The organism is Aeromonas sp. s9, from assembly GCF_040907765.1.
Classification (GTDB): domain Bacteria; phylum Pseudomonadota; class Gammaproteobacteria; order Enterobacterales; family Aeromonadaceae; genus Aeromonas; species Aeromonas caviae.
In genome coordinates, this window is record NZ_JBFOCK010000045.1 from 39,156 (window position 1) to 57,881 (window position 18,726).

At 60.9% G+C, this 18,726-nt stretch carries 19 protein-coding genes and 1 tRNA gene; 13 read left to right on the forward strand and 7 right to left on the reverse strand.

Features of this window, described 5'->3' with window-relative positions:
• Nucleotides 1-16 precede the first annotated feature (16 nt).
• From AB5Y54_RS09065 to AB5Y54_RS09080, 4 genes are all read right to left on the reverse strand, one after another.
• Nucleotides 17-496 (reverse strand): CreA family protein, encoded by a 480-nt coding sequence (locus tag AB5Y54_RS09065; RefSeq protein WP_103857784.1) that lies wholly within the window; start codon nt 494-496, stop codon nt 17-19.
• Between the two features lie 21 nt (nt 497-517).
• Nucleotides 518-964 carry a DUF962 domain-containing protein gene (locus tag AB5Y54_RS09070; RefSeq protein ID WP_041214237.1) on the reverse strand — a complete coding sequence of 149 codons (447 nt, stop codon included), beginning with the start codon at nt 962-964 and terminating at the stop codon, nt 518-520.
• A gap of 191 nt (nt 965-1,155) precedes the next feature.
• On the reverse strand, nt 1,156-2,016 hold the full coding sequence (locus AB5Y54_RS09075; RefSeq protein WP_202041055.1) for a hypothetical protein: 861 nt from the start codon (nt 2,014-2,016) through the stop codon (nt 1,156-1,158).
• A gap of 156 nt (nt 2,017-2,172) precedes the next feature.
• Nucleotides 2,173-2,559 (reverse strand): TraR/DksA C4-type zinc finger protein, encoded by a 387-nt coding sequence (locus AB5Y54_RS09080; RefSeq protein WP_010676061.1) that lies wholly within the window; start codon nt 2,557-2,559, stop codon nt 2,173-2,175.
• Between the two features lie 462 nt (nt 2,560-3,021).
• Here AB5Y54_RS09080 and AB5Y54_RS09085 point away from each other — a divergent pair, with 462 nt between their 5' ends.
• From AB5Y54_RS09085 to AB5Y54_RS09125, 9 genes are all read left to right on the forward strand, one after another.
• A complete protein-coding gene (locus tag AB5Y54_RS09085; RefSeq protein WP_010676060.1) occupies nt 3,022-4,353 on the forward strand; it encodes a glutamine synthetase family protein in 1,332 nt (443 codons plus the stop codon).
• A gap of 290 nt (nt 4,354-4,643) precedes the next feature.
• Nucleotides 4,644-6,005 (forward strand): aspartate aminotransferase family protein, encoded by a 1,362-nt coding sequence (locus AB5Y54_RS09090; protein ID WP_053288187.1) that lies wholly within the window; start codon nt 4,644-4,646, stop codon nt 6,003-6,005.
• Nucleotides 6,006-6,059: 54 nt separating this feature from the next.
• On the forward strand, nt 6,060-7,157 hold the full coding sequence (locus AB5Y54_RS09095) for a polyamine ABC transporter substrate-binding protein (RefSeq protein ID WP_029314872.1): 1,098 nt from the start codon (nt 6,060-6,062) through the stop codon (nt 7,155-7,157).
• A gap of 117 nt (nt 7,158-7,274) precedes the next feature.
• Complete coding sequence (locus tag AB5Y54_RS09100) at nt 7,275-8,360, forward strand: polyamine ABC transporter substrate-binding protein (protein ID WP_043153440.1); 1,086 nt, start codon at nt 7,275-7,277, stop codon at nt 8,358-8,360.
• Nucleotides 8,361-8,436: 76 nt separating this feature from the next.
• Complete coding sequence (gene potA / locus AB5Y54_RS09105; protein WP_010676056.1) at nt 8,437-9,591, forward strand: polyamine ABC transporter ATP-binding protein; 1,155 nt, start codon at nt 8,437-8,439, stop codon at nt 9,589-9,591.
• A complete protein-coding gene (locus tag AB5Y54_RS09110; protein WP_368153470.1) occupies nt 9,588-10,493 on the forward strand; it encodes an ABC transporter permease subunit in 906 nt (301 codons plus the stop codon). The genes potA and AB5Y54_RS09110 overlap by 4 nt, the downstream gene beginning before the upstream one ends.
• Nucleotides 10,490-11,332 carry an ABC transporter permease subunit gene (locus AB5Y54_RS09115; RefSeq protein WP_010676054.1) on the forward strand — a complete coding sequence of 281 codons (843 nt, stop codon included), beginning with the start codon at nt 10,490-10,492 and terminating at the stop codon, nt 11,330-11,332. The genes AB5Y54_RS09110 and AB5Y54_RS09115 overlap by 4 nt, the downstream gene beginning before the upstream one ends.
• Before the next feature lie 48 nt (nt 11,333-11,380).
• On the forward strand, nt 11,381-12,106 hold the full coding sequence (locus tag AB5Y54_RS09120) for an MOSC domain-containing protein (protein ID WP_103260958.1): 726 nt from the start codon (nt 11,381-11,383) through the stop codon (nt 12,104-12,106).
• Nucleotides 12,107-12,246: 140 nt separating this feature from the next.
• Nucleotides 12,247-12,323, forward strand: a tRNA-Pro gene (locus tag AB5Y54_RS09125).
• A gap of 235 nt (nt 12,324-12,558) precedes the next feature.
• Here AB5Y54_RS09125 and AB5Y54_RS09130 read toward each other — a convergent pair.
• Together AB5Y54_RS09130 and AB5Y54_RS09135 are read right to left on the reverse strand one after the other, a co-directional pair.
• Complete coding sequence (locus AB5Y54_RS09130; protein WP_010676052.1) at nt 12,559-13,086, reverse strand: hypothetical protein; 528 nt, start codon at nt 13,084-13,086, stop codon at nt 12,559-12,561.
• A 123-nt stretch (nt 13,087-13,209) separates the two neighbouring features.
• Nucleotides 13,210-13,674, reverse strand: a complete 465-nt coding sequence (locus AB5Y54_RS09135) for a thioesterase family protein (RefSeq protein WP_201985335.1) — start codon at nt 13,672-13,674, stop codon at nt 13,210-13,212.
• Between the two features lie 131 nt (nt 13,675-13,805).
• Between AB5Y54_RS09135 and recQ the strand changes: the two genes are divergently transcribed.
• A complete protein-coding gene (recQ, locus tag AB5Y54_RS09140) occupies nt 13,806-15,641 on the forward strand; it encodes an ATP-dependent DNA helicase RecQ (protein ID WP_069784941.1) in 1,836 nt (611 codons plus the stop codon).
• Nucleotides 15,642-15,740: 99 nt separating this feature from the next.
• Here the strand turns inward: recQ and AB5Y54_RS09145 are convergent, their stop codons facing one another.
• Nucleotides 15,741-16,043 carry a cytochrome c gene (locus tag AB5Y54_RS09145; protein ID WP_041211966.1) on the reverse strand — a complete coding sequence of 101 codons (303 nt, stop codon included), beginning with the start codon at nt 16,041-16,043 and terminating at the stop codon, nt 15,741-15,743.
• A gap of 104 nt (nt 16,044-16,147) precedes the next feature.
• Here AB5Y54_RS09145 and AB5Y54_RS09150 point away from each other — a divergent pair, with 104 nt between their 5' ends.
• The 3 genes from AB5Y54_RS09150 to AB5Y54_RS09160 all read left to right on the forward strand — a co-directional run bounded on the left by AB5Y54_RS09150 (nt 16,148) and on the right by AB5Y54_RS09160 (nt 18,699).
• Nucleotides 16,148-17,575: a YdiU family protein gene (locus AB5Y54_RS09150; RefSeq protein ID WP_368153472.1), complete on the forward strand. Its 1,428-nt coding sequence runs from the start codon at nt 16,148-16,150 to the stop codon at nt 17,573-17,575.
• 10 nt (nt 17,576-17,585) lie between these two features.
• Complete coding sequence (locus tag AB5Y54_RS09155) at nt 17,586-17,873, forward strand: DUF3630 family protein (protein WP_160836737.1); 288 nt, start codon at nt 17,586-17,588, stop codon at nt 17,871-17,873.
• Between the two features lie 151 nt (nt 17,874-18,024).
• Nucleotides 18,025-18,699 (forward strand): 7-cyano-7-deazaguanine/7-aminomethyl-7-deazaguanine transporter, encoded by a 675-nt coding sequence (locus AB5Y54_RS09160; protein WP_010676046.1) that lies wholly within the window; start codon nt 18,025-18,027, stop codon nt 18,697-18,699.
• The last annotated feature ends 27 nt before the right edge of the window (nt 18,700-18,726 follow it).

The following is an 18,726-nucleotide window of genomic DNA, read 5'->3' on the forward strand; positions in this document are numbered from 1 at the left end:
GATAAGTGGTGCTGTTTCAACCCCAGGGCATGATGGGGACGGCACTCACTGCACTCTTGTACGAACCATCCACCAACTTGGTGCTGTAAGTCAGATAGACAAGGGCATTGCGCTTCTCGTCGTAAAAACGCACCACCTTCTGCTCCTTGAATACCAGCGAGGTGCTGACATCGAACACCTCTTCCCCCGCCTTCAGCCTGGCGGGCAGGGTGATGGGGCCGATCTGGTGGCAGGAGAGGGAGGCGTGGGAGGGATCTTCCGCCAGCCCGAGTCCGCCCTTGACGCCGCCGGTCTTGGGGCGCGCCAGATAGCAGGCGACACCGGCGATTTTCGGGTCGTCGAACGCCTCCACCAGGATCTTGTGGTTGGGGCCGAGCAGCTTGAAAGCGGTGCTCACCTCGCCGACGGGATCTGCCTTGTCGGCCAGCACCGGGCCGGTCATCAGTGCCCCCAGCAGCAGGGGCAGGGTGCGAGCAAGGGTCTGAGGATGTCTCATGGTCTCTCCTGTTGGCCTCCCTCAGAAAGGGATGCCCAAACGACGATAGAGGCTGGCCAGCACCCAGGCGGGGCCTACCAGCAGAAATTGCAGGTCGGTGAGAAAGGAGGGGCGTTTCCCCTCGATATGGTGACCGACGAACTGGGCTATCCAGAACAGCACGAACCCGATGAGGGCAGGCCACAGCAGCGGCCCCTGCCAGACGTGGCAGAAGGCCAGTCCCAGGGCGGTCAGGGCGGTCATCCCCGTAAAGATCGTCAACGACAGCCGCAGGTAGAAGACCAGCACCGGGATGGCCACCAGCCCCGCCCAGTTGAAGGACGCTGGCAGGGGACCGGCGGGCAGGCACCAGAGCAGGGCCAGGATGCAGAGGTAGATGCCTGGCACCGCCACCTTGTGGATGGCCACATTGACGGGGTGTTGATGGCTCTGGCCGTAGTCGCGAAACCAGTCATCCAGTCGTTTCATGGCACCTCCCTGGTGCGCGTATTGAGGCCGGGCGACCTCGCGTTCCTGTGCGTCTGCGGCGGGCTGCGCCCACCGGATGGGATGACCCGCGGCTGATCACGCTCCCGGCGGCGGATATTCCCAATGCCGGGATACCGTGTCCGTTCATGCTCGCAGCGGTGGATATTCTCAACGCCGGATATAGTGTCCATTTACTCCTGCGACGGTGGATACTCCCAATATTGGGCCGGAATGCTTTTGAGCAAGGGGGTCATGTCGGGATTGGGCAGGGCGATGGTGACTCTCTGCTCCAGATTGGCGCTGGCCAGGGCCTCGCGGATCTTGGGGTTCTCCCGAAAGAACGCCATGAAGCTGCCGTCGGCATAGGCACGCTCGAGGCCGGTCTGGATCGCCTTGGCCAGCTTCGGCGACTCCGGGCTGACGAAGAAGAACTCGGCGAAGGGGTAGCGGATCAGCAGGTGCTGATCGATCACCAGGTTGGGATATTGTGCCGCCAGCTCGCTGCGTTCGGCGAAGATTTCCACCAGACCACGGGGGAAGAAGTCCAGCTTGTCGCCGTCATTCATCAGGCGAAACAGGTTGCTGTAGCGCCCGGCATAGTTGGGAATGCCTGCCAGTTCCAGGATCTTGTTGTCGGCCCAGCCCACCCCCTGGGCGGCTTTCAGTTTCTTGAGGTCTGCCAGGGTGTTGATCTGGTTGAACCGCTCCTGGGCATCGGCGTGGATGAAGGAGAGGCGCAGCCCTTCCAGGCCACGAAACAGCGGGATTGGCACTGCGGTGAGGGAGGATTCCAGTGCGCTGGAGGTACCCATCCAGAACACATTGATGACCTTGCCCTTGGCAAGCGCCTGCTGGAGGCTGTACTGGTTGAGATTGAGGTCGACCCGCTCCAGCTTGTAGGGCTGCCCGGCGTGGTTGAGCGCCAGTTCCAGCAGCTTGAGCTGGTATTCGTTGTCGAGATCGTTGATCGGTCGGCTGGGGACCTTGACGGTGAGCGTCTGTGCTTGTGCCAGCAATGGCAGGCACAAGCACAGCCTGATGAGCCATTTCACGCTTTGATCTCCTGTAGGATCCGGGACTTGCCCGGAGTCTAACAGAAGTTGTCACGCTCTTGCTGTGAAAGGGGCCGGGGATCACCCGGCCGCGTCATCTTCGGGCATGGCCTGCCCTGTGCCCGGCTCGTACCGAGGCCGGGCTTGTTCGCCGCATCAGGCGACGCGACGGAACACGTGAGTGTCGTTGAATTCCTTGGTGCTCTGGCATTCAACACAGAAGCGGGACTCGGGACGGGCCTGCAGCCGCTTGAGAGAGATCTCGTCGCCACAGGATTCGCAATAGCCGAAATCCCCTTCATTGATGCGCTTCAACGCCCCTTTCAGCTTGCGCAGGTGCAACTTGTCGTGCTCGATGCGGTTCAGCTCCAGGCGACGGGCCTCCTCGACACTGGCACGGTCAATTTCATCCGCCATCTCGTTGGTATCGGTGGCGATAGCCTGGCTGGCCTGGGAGTTGAGACGTTCTTCGAGCTCAAGGATTTGTCGCTCGATCTGGCCTTTGTAGAAGGTCAGTTGGTCTTCTGTCATGAAATCACACATACGGTTTGCTACCAGTCAGTTTCCCAATGTTACCCATTGATGGGGGCTGTCTGTCGTCAGACCAAGCCCTTGTATCCCGTTTTGCACCAAATCCATGCAGGAGAGTGCAAATCAGGGCGGGCCTTGTACCAAAAAAATGCAGACATGCAAAGGAAATTGGATAAGGAGTGTGCGCCCTTGCAAAGAAATGGGCCTTCTCCGACAGGGTCTGACTGAGTATCGAACGAGATCCCGCCGCCGTTGGCATCGAGCTTGCAGTGGGCTGATCGTGACACAAAGTGTTTAGTATTTGGTGCCGCGCTGGTCATTATACAGGCCGTTGTTTATAGTTTTTTAAACACCGCTGCTTGACAAAGGCCTTTATCACGGGCTTTTATGGTGTGGTCGATTACATTTTCTTAACAAGGGTGTTCCTTATATTAGACACCCTTGACAATGGCAACCGTAAAGTCGGGGTTTAACATGGACAGTATCAAGGGCTGGATGGAGAGCAATCGCATCACGGAAGTGGAGTGCCTGTTTCCAGATTTCACCGGCAATGCCCGAGGCAAGATCATTCCAGCCAACAAGTTTCTGCGCGAGGGGGGCATGCGGCTGCCCGAGGTCATCTTCACCCAGACGGTGACCGGCGAGTACCCGGATGACGACAGCATGATAGACCCGCTGGAGCGGGACATGCAGCTCTATCCCGATCCCAACACCATTCGTTTCGTACCCTGGGCGCTGGAGCCCACCGCCCAGGTGATCCACGACTGCTTTGACGTCAACGGCAAGCTCATCGACATCGCTCCCCGCTCCGTGCTGCGCCGGGTTCTGTCATTCTACGAGAAGCAGGGCTGGAAGCCGGTGGTGGCGCCGGAGCTGGAGTTCTACCTGGTGACCCGCAACGAAGATCCCGACTATCCGCTGGTGCCGCCGGTGGGCCGCAACGGCCGCCCGGAAACGGCCCGCCAGTCGTTCAGCATCGATGCGGTGAACGAATTCGACCCCATCTTCGAGGACATGTACGACTACTGCGAGGCCCAGGAGCTTGAGGTGGACACCCTGATCCACGAATCCGGCGCCGCCCAGATGGAGATCAACTTCCTGCACGGGGATGCCATCGATCTCGCCGACCAGGTGTTTCTGTTCAAGCGCACCATGCGCGAGGCCGCCCATCGCCACGGCATCTATGCCACCTTCATGGCCAAGCCCATGAGCAACGAACCGGGTTCCGCCATGCACATCCACCAGAGCCTGGAAGACATGGATGGCAACAACCTGTTTGGTACCAGCGAAGGGGGCAACTCCGATCTGTTCATGCATTTCATCGCCGGCCTGCAGAAATACACCCCGGCAGTGACCGCCCTGCTGGCGCCGAACGTCAACTCCTACCGCCGCCTCACCTTTGGCGAGAGTGCGCCGCGCAACGTGCAGTGGGGGGTGGAAAACCGCACCTGCGGCCTGCGGGTCCCCTTCTCCGAACCGAGCGCACGCCGGGTCGAGAACCGCTTCGCCGGGGCCGATGCCAATCCGTATCTGGCTCTGGCCGCCACCCTGGCCTGCGGCTACCTCGGCATGCTGGAGAAGCTCGAACCCATGCAGGAGATGAAGGCGAGTGCCTATGACCTGCCCTACAGCCTGCCCCGCTCGCTGGAGGAATCGCTGAGCCACCTGGAGCAGTGTGAACCCATCAAGGACATGCTGGGGGAGCGCTTCATCCGCGCCTTCGTGGCCGTCAAGCGCAAGGAGTACGAGACCTATTTCGGCGTGATCAGCCGCTGGGAACGGGAATTCCTGCTGCTGAACGTCTGATCTGTCCCCGGGGGAGGCGAGGCCTCTCCCCGTCATATCGCAAGCAAGGGGCTGAAGGCCCGTCTCGCGGCGGCGCCCGCGACCCGGAAGGCACCGAGTAAAGGTGAGGCCCGCTCCCGCAATGGAGAGGGGGTCACCTGCAATCAACTGGCGACGATGTTCGCCCCATGGAAAGGCATCGAGCAGGCAAGAGAGTGCCAGCCCCGTGAATGGCAGTGACCGGGCCGGCCATCCGTGCCCTCATGAATGGCGACAAGATTCGCCGAATCGAAGGAACCGAGGAGCAAGCAATGCAGCACACCACCCGTGAGTGGCAGCAACTGGAAGCCAGCCATCATCTGCATCCGTTTACCGATTTTCAGGCCCTGAACAAGAAGGGCAGTCGCATCATCACCAAGGCCGAAGGCGTCTATCTGGAAGACTCCGAAGGCAAGCGCATTCTGGACGGGATGGCGGGTCTGTGGTGCGTCAACATGGGCTACGGCCGTCAGGAGCTGGTGGATGCCGCCACTCGCCAGATGCAGCAACTGCCCTACTACAACCTCTTCTTCCAGACCAGCCACCCCCCTGCTGCCGAGCTGGCCACCCTGCTGGCCGAGATCACCCCTTCCCACCTCAACCACGTCTTCTTCACCGGTTCGGGTTCCGAGTGCAACGACACCGTGCTGCGCATGGTGCGCCACTACTGGGCCAGCAAGGGACAACCTGACAAGCAGGTGATCATCAGCCGCCACAATGCCTATCACGGCTCCACCGTGGCGGGGGCCAGTCTGGGGGGCATGAAGGGGATGCACGCCCAGGGCGGCTTGCCCATTCCGGGCATAGTCCACATCGACCAGCCCTATCACTTCGGTGAGGGAGAGGGCATGAGCGCCCACGAGTTCGGTCTGGCCCGTGCCCGCCAGCTGGAAGAGAAGATCCTGGCACTGGGGGTGGACAAGGTAGCCGCCTTCATCGGCGAGCCTATCCAGGGTGCGGGGGGGGTCATCATTCCGCCCGAGAGCTACTGGCCGGAGATCCAGCGCATCTGCGACCAGTACGGCATCCTGCTCATCGCAGACGAGGTGATCTGCGGCTTTGGCCGCACCGGCCACTGGTTTGCCAGTGAAGGTTTTGGCATCAAACCCGACCTCATGTGCCTGGCCAAGGGCATTACCTCCGGCTATCTGCCGATGGGCGCCGTGATGGTGGGGGACAGGGTTGCCAGGGTGCTGGTGGAAGAGGGGGGGGAGTTCAACCATGGCTTCACCTATTCCGGCCATCCGGTCGCCTGCGCCGTGGCCATTGCCAACATCCAGCTTATGCAAAGGGAGAGCATAGTTAAGCGAGTTCATGATAGTATCGGCCCCTATTTGCAGCGCCGCTGGGCTGAGCTGGCGGACCATCCGCTGGTGGGGGAAACCCGTGGGAAAGGCCTGGTCGCCGCGCTGGAAATAGTGCAGGACAAGCAGACGAAACGTCGCTTCCCGGCCAAGCTCCATGCCGGGATGACCTGTCGGGAGTTCTGTTTTAACAATGGCTTGGTGATGAGGGCTGTCGGCGATACCATGATCATATCGCCCCCCTTGGTGATCACCGAGGAACAGGTGGATGAATTGGTCAAACTGGCCAGGCTCAGTCTGGACCTGACGGCTGCAAAGCTGCGGGAATAGGCGGGAACCGGGCAGGTTGGCTTACGCATACAATTTGCTTAGGAGACAAGGACTATGTCTTTTAAAAAGGGAATGATGGCTGCTTCCGTGGCGCTGGTCATGATGAGTACCGGGGCGATGGCCGACGAGAAGGTGCTGCACGTCTACAACTGGAGCGACTATATCGCGCCGGATACGCTGGAAAACTTCCAGAAGGAGACGGGCATCAAGGTGGTCTACGACGTGTTCGACAGCAACGAAGTGCTGGAAGCCAAGTTGCTGGCAGGCAAGTCGGGCTATGACATCGTCGTACCGTCCAACCCCTTCTTGGCCAAGCAGATCAAGGCAGGTGTCTTCCAGAAGCTGGACAAGTCCAAACTCTCCAACTGGCAGAACCTGGACGTCGACCTGCTCAAGGCGCTCGAACCGAGCGATCCGGGCAACCAATACTCCATCCCTTACCTGTGGGGCACCATCGGCTATGCCTACAACGCCGAGAAGGTGAAGGCCGTGCTGGGGGCGGATGCCCCGGTGGACTCCTGGGATCTGGTGTTCAAGCCGGAGAACATGGCCAAGCTGAAGGAGTGCGGTGTCTCCTTCCTCGACTCGCCGACCGAAATGCTGCCGGCCGCCCTGCAATACCTGGGCTTCAAGCCGGACAGCCAGAAGCCGGACGAGCTGAAGAAGGCAGAGGCGTTGTTCCTCTCCATCCGTCCCTATACCGCTTACTTCCACTCCTCCAAGTACATTTCGGATCTGGCCAACGGCAACCTGTGCGTGGCGGTCGGTTACTCCGGTGACCTGCAGCAGTCCAAGGCGCGTGCCGCCGAGGCCAAGAACGGTGTCAGCCTGACTTACACCATTCCGAAAGAGGGGGCAGGCAGCTTCTTCGACATGATCGCCATCCCGGCGGATGCCAAGAACGTCGAGGCGGCCCACACCTTCATCAATTACCTGATGAAGCCGGACGTGATCGCGAACATCACCAACGTGGTGCAGTTCCCGAACGGCAACAAGGCGGCCACGCCGCTGGTGGACGAGGCGATCCGTACCGACCCGGGTATCTACCCGACGCCGGATACCCTCAAGAAGATCTACACCTTCCCGGATCTGCCGGCCAAGGTGCAGCGTCTGATGACCCGCAGCTGGACCAAGATCAAGTCAGGCAAGTAAGAGTGACGAGTACCCCTCCCGGTCCGCAGTTCGGCCGGGAGGGTGGTGACCACCCGACAGGTTGGACGGCGCGTATGGATGCGCGACTGGCAAAATCACACAAATGAGGACTGATAAGTGCACATGACCAAGATGGCAACGCTGGCCCTGACCCTGGGGTTTGCAAATCTGACCCAGGCAGCCCCTGTGGTTCATTTTTACAACTGGTCCGATTATATCGGCGAGACCACCCTCAGTGACTTTCAGCAGAAGACCGGGATCAAGACCGTCTACGACGTGTTTGACTCCAACGAGACGCTGGAAGGCAAGCTGCTGACCGGACGCACCGGCTACGATCTGGTCGTGCCCTCCAACAATTTCCTGGCCAAGCAGATCAAGGCGGGGGCCTTCCAGAAGCTGGACCTCACCCTGCTGCCAAACCTGAGCAACCTGGACCCCATGCTGCTCAAGCAGCTCGAGAAGGTGGATCCGGGCCATCAGTACGCCGTGCCCTACCTCTGGGGCACCAACGGCATCGGCTACAACGTCGACAAGATCAAGGAAGTGCTGGGTGTCGACAAGATTGACTCCTGGGCGACCATCTTCGAGCCGGAAAACATGAAGAAGCTCTCCCAGTGCGGCGTGGCCTTCCTCGATTCGGCGGACGAGATGATCCCGGCTGCCCTCAACTACCTGGGGCTCAACCCCAACAGCCATGAGCCGGCGGACATCAAGCGGGCCGAAGAGCAGCTGCTCAAGGTGCGCCCCTACGTGGCCTACTTCCACTCCTCCAAGTACATCGGTGACCTCGCCAACGGCAACATCTGCGTGGCGGCGGGTTTCTCCGGCGACATCCTGCAGGCGGCGTCCCGGGCCGAGGAGGCGGGCAAGGGGATCAATATTGCCTACAGCATCCCCAAGGAGGGTGGCAATCTCTGGTTCGACATGATGGCGATCCCGGCCGATGCCACCAACGTGAAAGAGGCTCACGCCCTGATCAACTACATTCTCGAACCGCAGGTCATCGCCAAGGTGAGCGACTATGTGGGTTACGCGAACCCGAACATCAAGGCGGGAGAGTTCATGGACAAGGCCGTTCGCGAGGATGAGTCTGTCTATCCCCCCCAGGCGGTGCTTGAGCGTCTGTATGTGCAGGAAGCACATCCCCGCTCGGTGCAGCGCCTGATCACCCGGAGTTGGACCAAGATCAAATCCGGAACCTAACCTTGGCGCCCATCCCGGGGCGCCAGATTGTATTGATGGATCGGCCCAGGCCGGAATCACCTTTGGGAGTTTGGTAATGGCGATAGCCTCCAGTGCCTACAAGAAAGCCCTCGAGGGCAGCCAGCAGCGTAAAGAAGTGCTGGTCAAAATAGACAGGGTAAGCAAGCAGTTCGACGAAACGCTGGCGGTCGACAACGTGTCTCTCAACATCCACAAGGGCGAGATCTTCGCCCTGCTGGGTGGGTCCGGCTCCGGCAAGTCCACCTTGCTGCGGATGCTGGCCGGGTTCGAGCGACCCACGGAAGGACGGCTGTTCCTCGACGGCGTCGACATTACCGACATGCCGCCCTATGAACGCCCCATCAACATGATGTTCCAGTCCTATGCCCTGTTCCCCCACATGACGGTGGCCCAGAACATCGCCTTCGGCCTCAAGCAGGATGGCCTGCCCAAGGCGGAGATCGATGCCCGGGTGGAAGAGATGCTCAAGCTGGTGCAGATGACCCAGTACGCCCGCCGCAAGCCGCACCAGCTCTCCGGTGGTCAGCGTCAGCGGGTGGCCCTGGCCCGTTCCCTGGCCAAGCGCCCGAAACTGCTGCTGCTGGACGAGCCCATGGGGGCGCTGGACAAGAAGCTGCGCTCCACCATGCAGCTCGAGCTGGTCGAGATCATCGAGCGGGTCGGCGTGACCTGCGTCATGGTGACCCACGATCAGGAAGAAGCCATGACGATGGCCGAGCGGATCGCCATCATGCACCTCGGTTGCATCGAGCAGATCGGCAGCCCGATGGACATCTACGAAACCCCGGCCAGCCGGCTGGTGTGCGAGTTCATCGGCAACGTCAACCTGTTTGACGGCCTGCTGGTGGAGGATGAGCAGGACCACGCCATCATCGCCTGTGCGGATCTGGAGCAGCCCATCTATGTGGGTCACGGCATCAGCTCCCGGGCGGAGAACAAGAAGGTCACCTATGCCCTGCGTCCGGAAAAACTGCTGATGAGCCTGCAAAAGCCGGAAGAGATCGAGCATCCGGACTTCAACTGGACCAAGGGCGAGGTTTATGACATCGCCTATCTGGGCGGCCATTCCGTGTATCACATCCAGTTGCCCTCGGGCAAAATCGTTCAGGCTTTCATCGCCAATGCCGAACGCCACGGCAAACGGCCGACCTGGGATGACCAGGTGTTCCTCTACTGGGAAGATGACAGCGGCGTGGTGCTGCAATCATGAAGGCATTGAGACGACTCAAACAGGTGGGAGGGCGGCAGCTGGTCATCGGCATCCCCTTCTTCTGGCTGTTTCTCTTCTTCCTGCTGCCCTTCATCATCGTCGTGAAGATCAGCTTCGCCGAAGCGGACGTGGCCATCCCGCCCTACACGGACGTGGTGAGCTGGGCAGACAATCAGCTCACCATACTGCTCAACCTGGGCAACTACCTGCTGCTGCAGGAGGATGATCTCTACATCGCGGCTTATCTGGGGTCCCTCAAGATAGCCCTGGTCAGCACCCTGCTCTGCCTGTTGATCGGTTATCCCATGGCTTACGCCATTTCGCGGGCCAACAAGGAGACCCAGACCGTTCTGCTGCTGCTCATCATGATGCCGACCTGGACGGCGATCCTGATCCGGGTATACGCCTGGATGGGGATCCTCAGCAACAACGGCCTGCTCAACAGTGTCCTGCTGGGCATCGGGGTGATCGACGAACCGCTGCAGATCCTCAATACCAACCTGGCGGTCTATATCGGCATCGTTTACTCCTACCTGCCGTTCATGGTGCTGCCGCTCTACGCCAACCTGGTCAAGCACGACCAGAGCCTGCTGGAGGCGGCCTCCGACCTGGGTGCCCGCAACCTGACCCGGTTCTGGCAGATCACGGTGCCACTCTCCAAGAACGGCATCATCGCCGGTTGCATGCTGGTCTTCATCCCGGTGGTGGGCGAGTTCGTCATCCCCGAGATGCTGGGTGGTCCGGAGACCCTGATGATCGGCAAGGTGTTGTGGCAGGAGTTCTTCAACAACCGTGACTGGCCGGTGGCCTCCGCCCTGGCGGTGGTGATGCTGGCGGTGCTGATCATTCCCATCATCCTGTTCAACCGCAACCAGGCCAAAGAGCTGGAGGGCAAGGCATGAGACGTTTCGGTTTTGCCAAGCTGATGCTGTGGCTGGGGCTGCTGTTCATCTACCTGCCCATGATCATCATGGTCATCTACTCCTTCAACGCCTCCAAGCTGGTGACGGTGTGGGGGGGCTGGTCGCTCAAGTGGTACTTCGGCCTGCTCGACAACAAACAGTTGATCGGGTCCGTGTTCCGCTCCCTGGAGATCGCCTTCTACACCGCCATCGCGGCGGTGGCGCTAGGGACGGTGGCGGCCTTCGTGCTGACCCGGATCCCTCACTTCCGTGGCCGGACCCTGTTCGGCGGCATGGTGACGGCGCCGCTGGTGATGCCTGAGGTGATCACCGGTCTCTCCCTGCTGCTGCTGTTCGTGGCCATGGCCCAGCTGGTGGGTTGGCCCGCGGAGCGGGGCATGCTGACCATCTGGATAGCACATACCACCTTCTGTACCGCCTATGTGGCGATCGTGGTGTCGGCGCGGCTGCGGGAGCTGGATCTCTCCATCGAGGAGGCGGCCATGGACCTGGGTGCCAAGCCCTGGAAGGTGTTCTTCCTGATCACCATCCCGATGATAGCCCCGTCGCTGGCGGCGGGTGGCATGATGTCGTTCGCCCTGTCGCTGGATGATCTGGTGCTGGCGAGCTTCGTCTCCGGCCCGGGTTCGACCACCTTGCCGATGGAAGTGTTCTCGGCGGTGCGCCTCGGCGTGAAGCCCGAGATCAACGCCATCGCGAGCCTGATCCTGCTGTCGGTATCCCTGTTCACCTTCGGTAGCTGGTATCTGATGGCCCGGGCGGAGAAACGCCGCCGTGCCGAAATCGCCATGACCACCCAGATGCAGGCAGTTGCCTGACCTGCCCCGTGATAAGATCCGCATTCCCCCATCCGTCAGGAGAATGGAATGCGGATCTCCCTCTTCATCGGCCAGAGCGCCGAACTGAACCCAGAGCAGGCCCCCGGCCTCATCAGTGCCATCCACAAGCAGCCTGCCGACGCCCCTCTGTGGTGCGATTTCCTCGGCCTTCGCGGGGATGAGCAGAGCGACAGACGCCATCATGGCGGCCCGGATCGGGCCCTGCACCATTACCCTGCGGAGCACTACGCCTGGTGGAAAACCTGGCAAACCGCGCTGGGGCTGCCTGTACCACGCACACCCTGGCAGCCTGCCGCCTTTGGCGAGAATCTCTCTGGTTCGGGGCTGACGGAGGCGCAGGCCTGCATCGGCGATGTCTATCGACTTGGGGAGGCGCTGATCCAGATAAGCCAGCCCAGATCCCCCTGTTTCAAGCTCAACCAGCGCTTTGGCTATGGCCAGCTCTCCCAGGTGATGCAGCTGAGTGGTCGCTGTGGCTGGCTGCTGCGGGTGCTGGAAGAGGGAAGGGTGGATCCGCAGGGGGAGCTGACACTGGTGGACAGACCCTACCCTGAGCTGACGGTGAAGCGCACCGCCGACATCCTGTTCAACCAGGCTCGCAACGAGGAAGACCTGCAACTGCTGCTGGAGAACCCGGCGCTCTCTCCCAACTGGCGCCAGCATGCGGCTCATTGGCTGGAACATGGAGTGGTGGCGGATTGGAGCCGGCGTTTGCTGGGGCCGACCGAGTTCAGGTTGTCTCGACAGGGCTGAAGGCAGGCGGAAAGATGCCTTGTGGCGATTTTTGCTGCTACTCGCTGAATTATTGAGCGTAAAGCCATTTTTTTAGAGTGAATGCAAAAAAAGGCTTGTGTCGGGTCGGGGCTTTCGGTAAATTCTCGCCCCGCAGACATCGGTGTGTAGCGCAGCTTGGTAGCGCACTTCGTTCGGGACGAAGGGGTCGGAGGTTCGAATCCTCTCACACCGACCACATTTGAAAAGGCCGCTCAATGAGCGGCCTTTTCGCATTTGGTCTGTTGAAGCAAAGCTGACATTTCCATTGTCGATTGCTGCTCCTGCTCCGATCTCCCTCATTTGCCCAACTAAAAGGGCCACCGCTCGGTGGCCCCACTGGTGGAGTCTGATCCTGACTCCGGCACTCTAGATTGTGACAATCTCGTTATGGGTCTTGTCGATGGTGCCCTCCTTGCGCCCCAGGCGCTCATTCAGATATGCCAGTGTTGATGCCGCAATGCCTTGAAACCGTGTTGGGTTTGCAGGGCCGCATGCTTGGGGTACTCACTAATGAAATGTGCTATTCCCTCCATCAGTTGTGAACGCAGCGAAGACACGGGCTCATGCCAGGCTTGCAGGCAGAGATGACCAGGGATCAGCTGCTCTCGATACGCTTCCAGCAGTGATTCCGGCCAGGGCTCGATATGGGAATCGTGACGCAGTAAATAGTGGGCGGCGGGTTCACGGGCATAGATGAACTGAACTTGGGCCAGGTCGCGTTGGCTTAGCGTTTGGCTGCCGATATGGCAAGTCAGATATTTTCCCGTCTTCAGATTCAGGAAGTGACCGCGTTGCCGACAGGCAATGATGCGATACCAGGGCAGGGGTGAACAGAGAGAATACCCCTCCAGCTCCTGTTCCAACCAGTGACGGCACTCTGGGGTCTGCACTTCTTCGCGCATGGCCTCAAGTCGTGTCAGCAAGGCTCTGGATGGTTGGGTAGCCAGTATCGCGCTCATCGTCTGCAATCCTCCCTCTGCACAGAATCCCGACTTTCAGTATGGACCCTGAGCGGAGGAGGGGGTAAGAATTCTAATGATTAAAATCAGCTTAGACGCGCACTTTTTATGCAATAAAAACCATTAGCCGACGAGGTAGGTGCCCGTGCCGAAGGCGATGTGGGTGCCCTCTTCGTTGTGCAGCTCCATGCGGGCGACCGCTACCTTGCTGCCTGCCCGGATGATGTGGGCGGTGGCGATGAACTCGTTGCCGCGACCGGGACGAAGATAGTCCACCCGCAGATCGATGGTGCCAAGCCGCGAGAAGCGCTCCTTGAGATAGCTGGGGGAGAAGTCCTCCAGCTCGTCGATGCAGGAGGCGGTGACTATCATGCCGCCCGCCACATCGAGCAGGCTGGCGGTGACGCCGCCGTGCAGTATGTTGTGGAAAGGGTTGCCGATGAGCTTCTGTTCCATCTTGATGCGCAACTCCACCTTGTCGAAGTCGTAGTGGGTGACTTGCATGCCGATCAGCTTGTTGAAGGGCATCCTCTCGGCGAACAGGTTGGCTATGCCACTGAGCGCCATCTTCTTGAGCATCTGTTTCATTCCTTCAGTCCGCCCTGTCATCAAAGCCGAGTAAAAACTCCAGCCAGTCTGCAACACTTCCTTAACACTCGCAATGGCAGGTTTATTGTGGGCGGCGGCTGCTTTAGAATGGCGACCCCAAAGGAGAGCCCATGACCGTCATTGCCGAAACCCTGCCTGACCCTCAGCCAGAGAATCCCCTTGCCCTGTTGCAGGCGGTGTTTGGCTATCAGCAGTTTCGGCCGGGCCAGCTCGAGATCATCGAGCAGATAGTGGCGGGGCGCGATGCCCTGGTGCTCAAACCCACCGGCGGCGGCAAGTCGCTTTGCTACCAGATCCCGGCGCTGCTGCGACCCGGGCTCGGTGTGGTGGTCTCCCCCCTCATCTCGCTGATGAAGGATCAGGTCGACACCCTGCGCGCCAACGGCGTGGCGGCGGTCTACATCAACTCGGCACTGAGCCGGGAAGAGATGATCCAGAACTTCGCCGCCATGCGCCGGGGCGAGATCAAGCTGGTTTATGTTTCCCCCGAGCGTTTGCTGCAGCACGAGTTCATGGACCGGTTGGCGGAGCTGCCCCTCGGCCTGTTCGCCATCGACGAGGCCCACTGCGTCTCCCAGTGGGGGCACGATTTTCGGCCGGAATACGCGGCGCTGGGACGGCTCAAGCAGTGGTTCCCCCAGGTGCCGGTGGTAGCGCTCACCGCCACCGCCGACGAGGCGACCCGCTGCGACATGCTGCACCGGCTGGAACTGAACGATCCCTTCATCCACACCGCCAGCTTCGATCGGCCCAATATCCGCTACAGCCTGGTGGAAAAGTTCAAGGCGGCGGAGCAGCTGCTGCGCTACGTGCAGAGCCAGAAGGGCAACTGCGGCATCGTCTACTGCTCCAGCCGCAATCGGGTGGAGGAGGTGGCCGAGCGGCTATCCCGTCACGGCTGCAAGGCGGCACCCTATCATGCCGGTCTGCCGCTGGAGCTGCGTCAGCAGACCCAGGAGGCCTTCCTCAAGGATGACATCGAGATCGTGGTGGCGACGGTGGCGTTCGGCATGGGCATCGACAAGCCCAACGTGCGCTTCGTGGTGCACTACGACATTCCGAAGAACATCGAATCCTACTATCAGGAAACCGGCCGTGCCGGGCGCGACGGCACCCCGGCCGAGGCGCTGCTGCTCTACGATCCCGCCGACATCGGTCGGGTTCGCCGGCTGCTCGACAACATCGAAAACCCACAGCAGTTGCAGGTGGAGCAGTACAAGCTCAACGTGATGGCGGCCTTCGCCGAGGCGCAGACTTGCCGCCGTCAGGTGCTGCTCAACTACTTCGGCGAGTACAACGACAAGCCGTGCGGCAACTGCGACATCTGCCTCGATCCGCCCCAGAGTTATGACGGCACCGAAGATGCCCAGAAGGCGCTCTCCTGCGTCTGGCGGGTGGGACAGAATTTCGGGGTCGGTTATGTGGTGGAGGTGCTGCGCGGATCGCTGAACCAGCGCATCAAGGATCACGGTCACGACAAGCTGTCGACCTACGGCATCGGCAAGGATCAGAGCCACGAATACTGGATGAGCGTCATCCGCCAGCTGATCCACAAGGGGTTGCTGACCCAGAACATCACCCGCAATCTGGTGTTGCAGCTGACCGAAGCGGCTCGACCCGTGCTGCGTGGCGAGATGAAGCTTGAACTGGCAGTCCCCCGCCTGCAGCCCATCTCCAGTCGCAAGGAGAAGCGCAACGGCCTGCTCGACAACGCCAACTATGACAAGCGGCTGTTCAAGGAGCTGCGCGCCCTGCGCAAGCAGATCGCCGAGGATGAAGAGGTGCCGCCCTATGTGGTGTTCAACGACGCCACCCTGGTGGAGATGGCACAGCTCATGCCGATGACCGAGGAGGAAATGCTAGCGGTCAACGGTGTCGGTCACCGCAAGCTGGAGCGCTTCGGTGAGGCTTTTATGGACCTGATCATCGACTACTGCCGCCGGTAGGGTCGGCCCTGGTAGACCTTGTCATCGACCGCAGCAGGCCCAGGCCGGTAGGCTGGCACAACACACAGTGAAAAGGCGCCCGTTGATCGGCGCCATGCATTATTTGAGGTTGGCGTAATAGGCCGCCAGATTCTCCATGTCCGCCTCGGTCAGCATCGCCATGAAGGGAACCATCAGCGGCTCGGTACGGGAACCCTCCTTGAACGCTTTCATCTGCTTGAGCAAATAGGCCTGGTTCTGGCCCGCGAGGTGGGGGTAGGTCGGGACGCTCGCCTTGCCATCCGCGCCATGACAGGCGGCACAGACCACGGATTTGGCCTTGCCTGCGTCTATGTCGGCCGCCTTGGCCTGATGGCCCCAGGCAAGCGCCAGCAGGGGCAGGGTATAGACCCACTTTTGCATCGTCTTCTCCTTGAAATGAATAATCGTGATCGCCTGTTAGCCTCGACGAGCCGACGGCGGTATAAAGAGTGACACGAGCATACGCAGGGACAACCCCCATCACCATGAAGTTGATCAACACTTTTGCCACCGAACTCCCCTGGGCTTGCGAGCCTGTTGCCCCGCAGCCGCTGCATGGCCCCAGATTGCTGCATCTGAACGGTGCGCTGCTTGGGGAGCTGGGGCTCGGGGAGGTGAGCGAGGCGCAGTGGCTCGCTTGTTGCGGCCAGGGGCAGCCCCTGCCGGGCATGCAGCCGGTGGCTCAGGTCTATGCGGGCCACCAGTTCGGCGGCTACAGCCCGCGTCTCGGGGATGGCCGCGCCCTGCTGCTGGGGGAGCAGCTGGCGCCTGATGGCAGCCGCTGGGACCTGCACCTCAAAGGGGCGGGCAAGACGCCATTCTCCCGCTTCGGCGACGGCCGTGCCGTGCTGCGATCCAGCATTCGCGAGTACCTGGCTTCCGAGGCGCTGCATGCCCTCGGCATTCCCACCACCCGGGCTCTGGTGCTGCTGGGCAGTGACGAGCCTGTCTACCGGGAGCAGGTGGAGAGCGGGGCGACCGTGCTGCGCACCGCGCCGAGCCATCTGCGCTTCGGTCACTTCGAGTATTTCGCATGGAGCGGACAGGGGGAGAAGATCCCGGCCCTCATCGACTATGCGCGGCGTTACCACTTCCCCGAGCTGGCCGATGGCGCCGAGCTGTTTGCCGAAGTAGTGCGCCGCACCGCGCGGCTCATCGCCAAGTGGCAGGCGGCGGGGTTCTGTCACGGGGTGATGAACACCGACAACATGTCCCTGCTCGGGCTGACCCTGGATTACGGCCCCTACGGTTTTATCGACGCCTATGTGCCGGACTTCGTCTGCAACCACTCGGATCCGGACGGTCGCTATGCGCTGGATCAGCAGCCTGCGGTCGGATACTGGAACCTGCAGAAGCTGGCCCAAGCGCTAGCTGGCCATGTGGATGGCGACGCGCTCGCGTCGGCCCTGGCCCAGTACGAGCACCAGCTGATGTTGCACTACTCCGAGCTGATGCGCGCCAAGCTGGGGCTGGCAGTGTGGGAAGAGGAGGATCCGGCGCTGTTCCGCGAGTTGTTCCGGCTGCTGGCGGCGCACAAGGTGGATTACCACCTCTTCCTGCGACGTCTCGGTGAGGTGACGCGAGAGGGAGCGTGGCCCGCCCGCCTGTTGGCCCTGCTGCCCGATCCTGCCGTCTGGCAGGGGTGGCTTGAGGCCTATCGGGCGCGCCTCGCCCGGGAAGGGAGCGTGGATGGCGTGCGCAAGGGGCAGATGGGCGCAGTCAATCCCAAGTATGTGCTGCGCAACGCCCTGGCCCAGCAGGTGATCGAGGCGGCAGAACAGGGCGACATGGCGCCGTTCGAGCGGCTGTTTGCGGCCCTGCAGCACCCCTATGATGACCAACCCGAATACGAGGATCTCGCCACCCCGCATCCGGGCTGGTATTGCGGGGGCGAGCTCTCGTGCAGCAGTTGAGGAGCCGCAGATGAACTGGCGTATCACGCAGACAGACAGGGAAGCCGGGGTGGTGATGCTGACGTGCCCGGCGCTCGACTGGGACAGTTTTCCAGTACTGGCCGAAGCCCTGCTGCAGGAGTGGGAGCTGGCGGCACTCGAGCGGGAGTGGGGGGCCGATCGTCACGGCTGGCTGCTGGAGTTTGAGGGGAGCCGCCTTCGGCTCGAGTTCGAACACCACAGCGGTTGCTGGCTGGCGGCGGTGCAACCGGCGGACATCGAGGCGCTGCTCTGGCTCGCCCGGCAATACGGGAACTGACCCCTGGCCGGTTCCGAATGTGAGTCGCCACTGTTCGAAATAGCCGCATAAAGATTGAACTATCAATTTGGGGGCGTATAATCCCGCCCCTCGATTATCGCCATGGTGGCGATATGGGTTCCCTAACCCCATTAACCAAAAAGGTCACAATATGAACCTGACTCCGGCTCAGTACCAGACGGCACTGATGCGTCTCTCGTTGTTCCACATCCTGATCATTGCCAGCAGCAACTACCTAGTGCAGCTGCCGATCACCATCTTTGGCTTCCACACCACCTGGGGTGCCTTCAGCTTCCCGTTCATTTTCCTGGCCACCGATCTGACGGTGCGGATCTTCGGCGCAGGCCTGGCGCGCAAGATCATCCAGACCGTGATGCTGCCGGCATTGACCGTGTCCTACGTGCTCTCGGTGCTCTTCTTCGAAGGGAGCTTCCAGGGGGTGGGCAATCTGGCAGAGTTCAATCTCTTTGTTGCCCGGATCGCGTTAGCCAGCTTTATGGCCTATCTGGTGGGCCAGTTCATGGATGTGGTGGTGTTCAACCGCCTGCGCCTGCTGAAAGCCTGGTGGGTGGCACCGGCGGCCTCCACCCTGTTCGGCAATCTGGTGGATACCATCGCCTTCTTCAGCATCGCCTTCTGGCGCAGCACAGATCCCTTCATGGCCGAGCACTGGGTCGAGATCGCGACCGTGGATTACGTATTCAAGTTGCTGATAAGTCTTGGGTTGTTTGTGCCGCTTTACGGTGTGCTACTGCGCTATCTCAGCCGCAAGCTGGTGGGGGAGGCCGGATTGGCTGGCCTGCAAGCTGCTACGCGACAAGCCTGATGAGATTGACCACCCCCATGGGTGGTC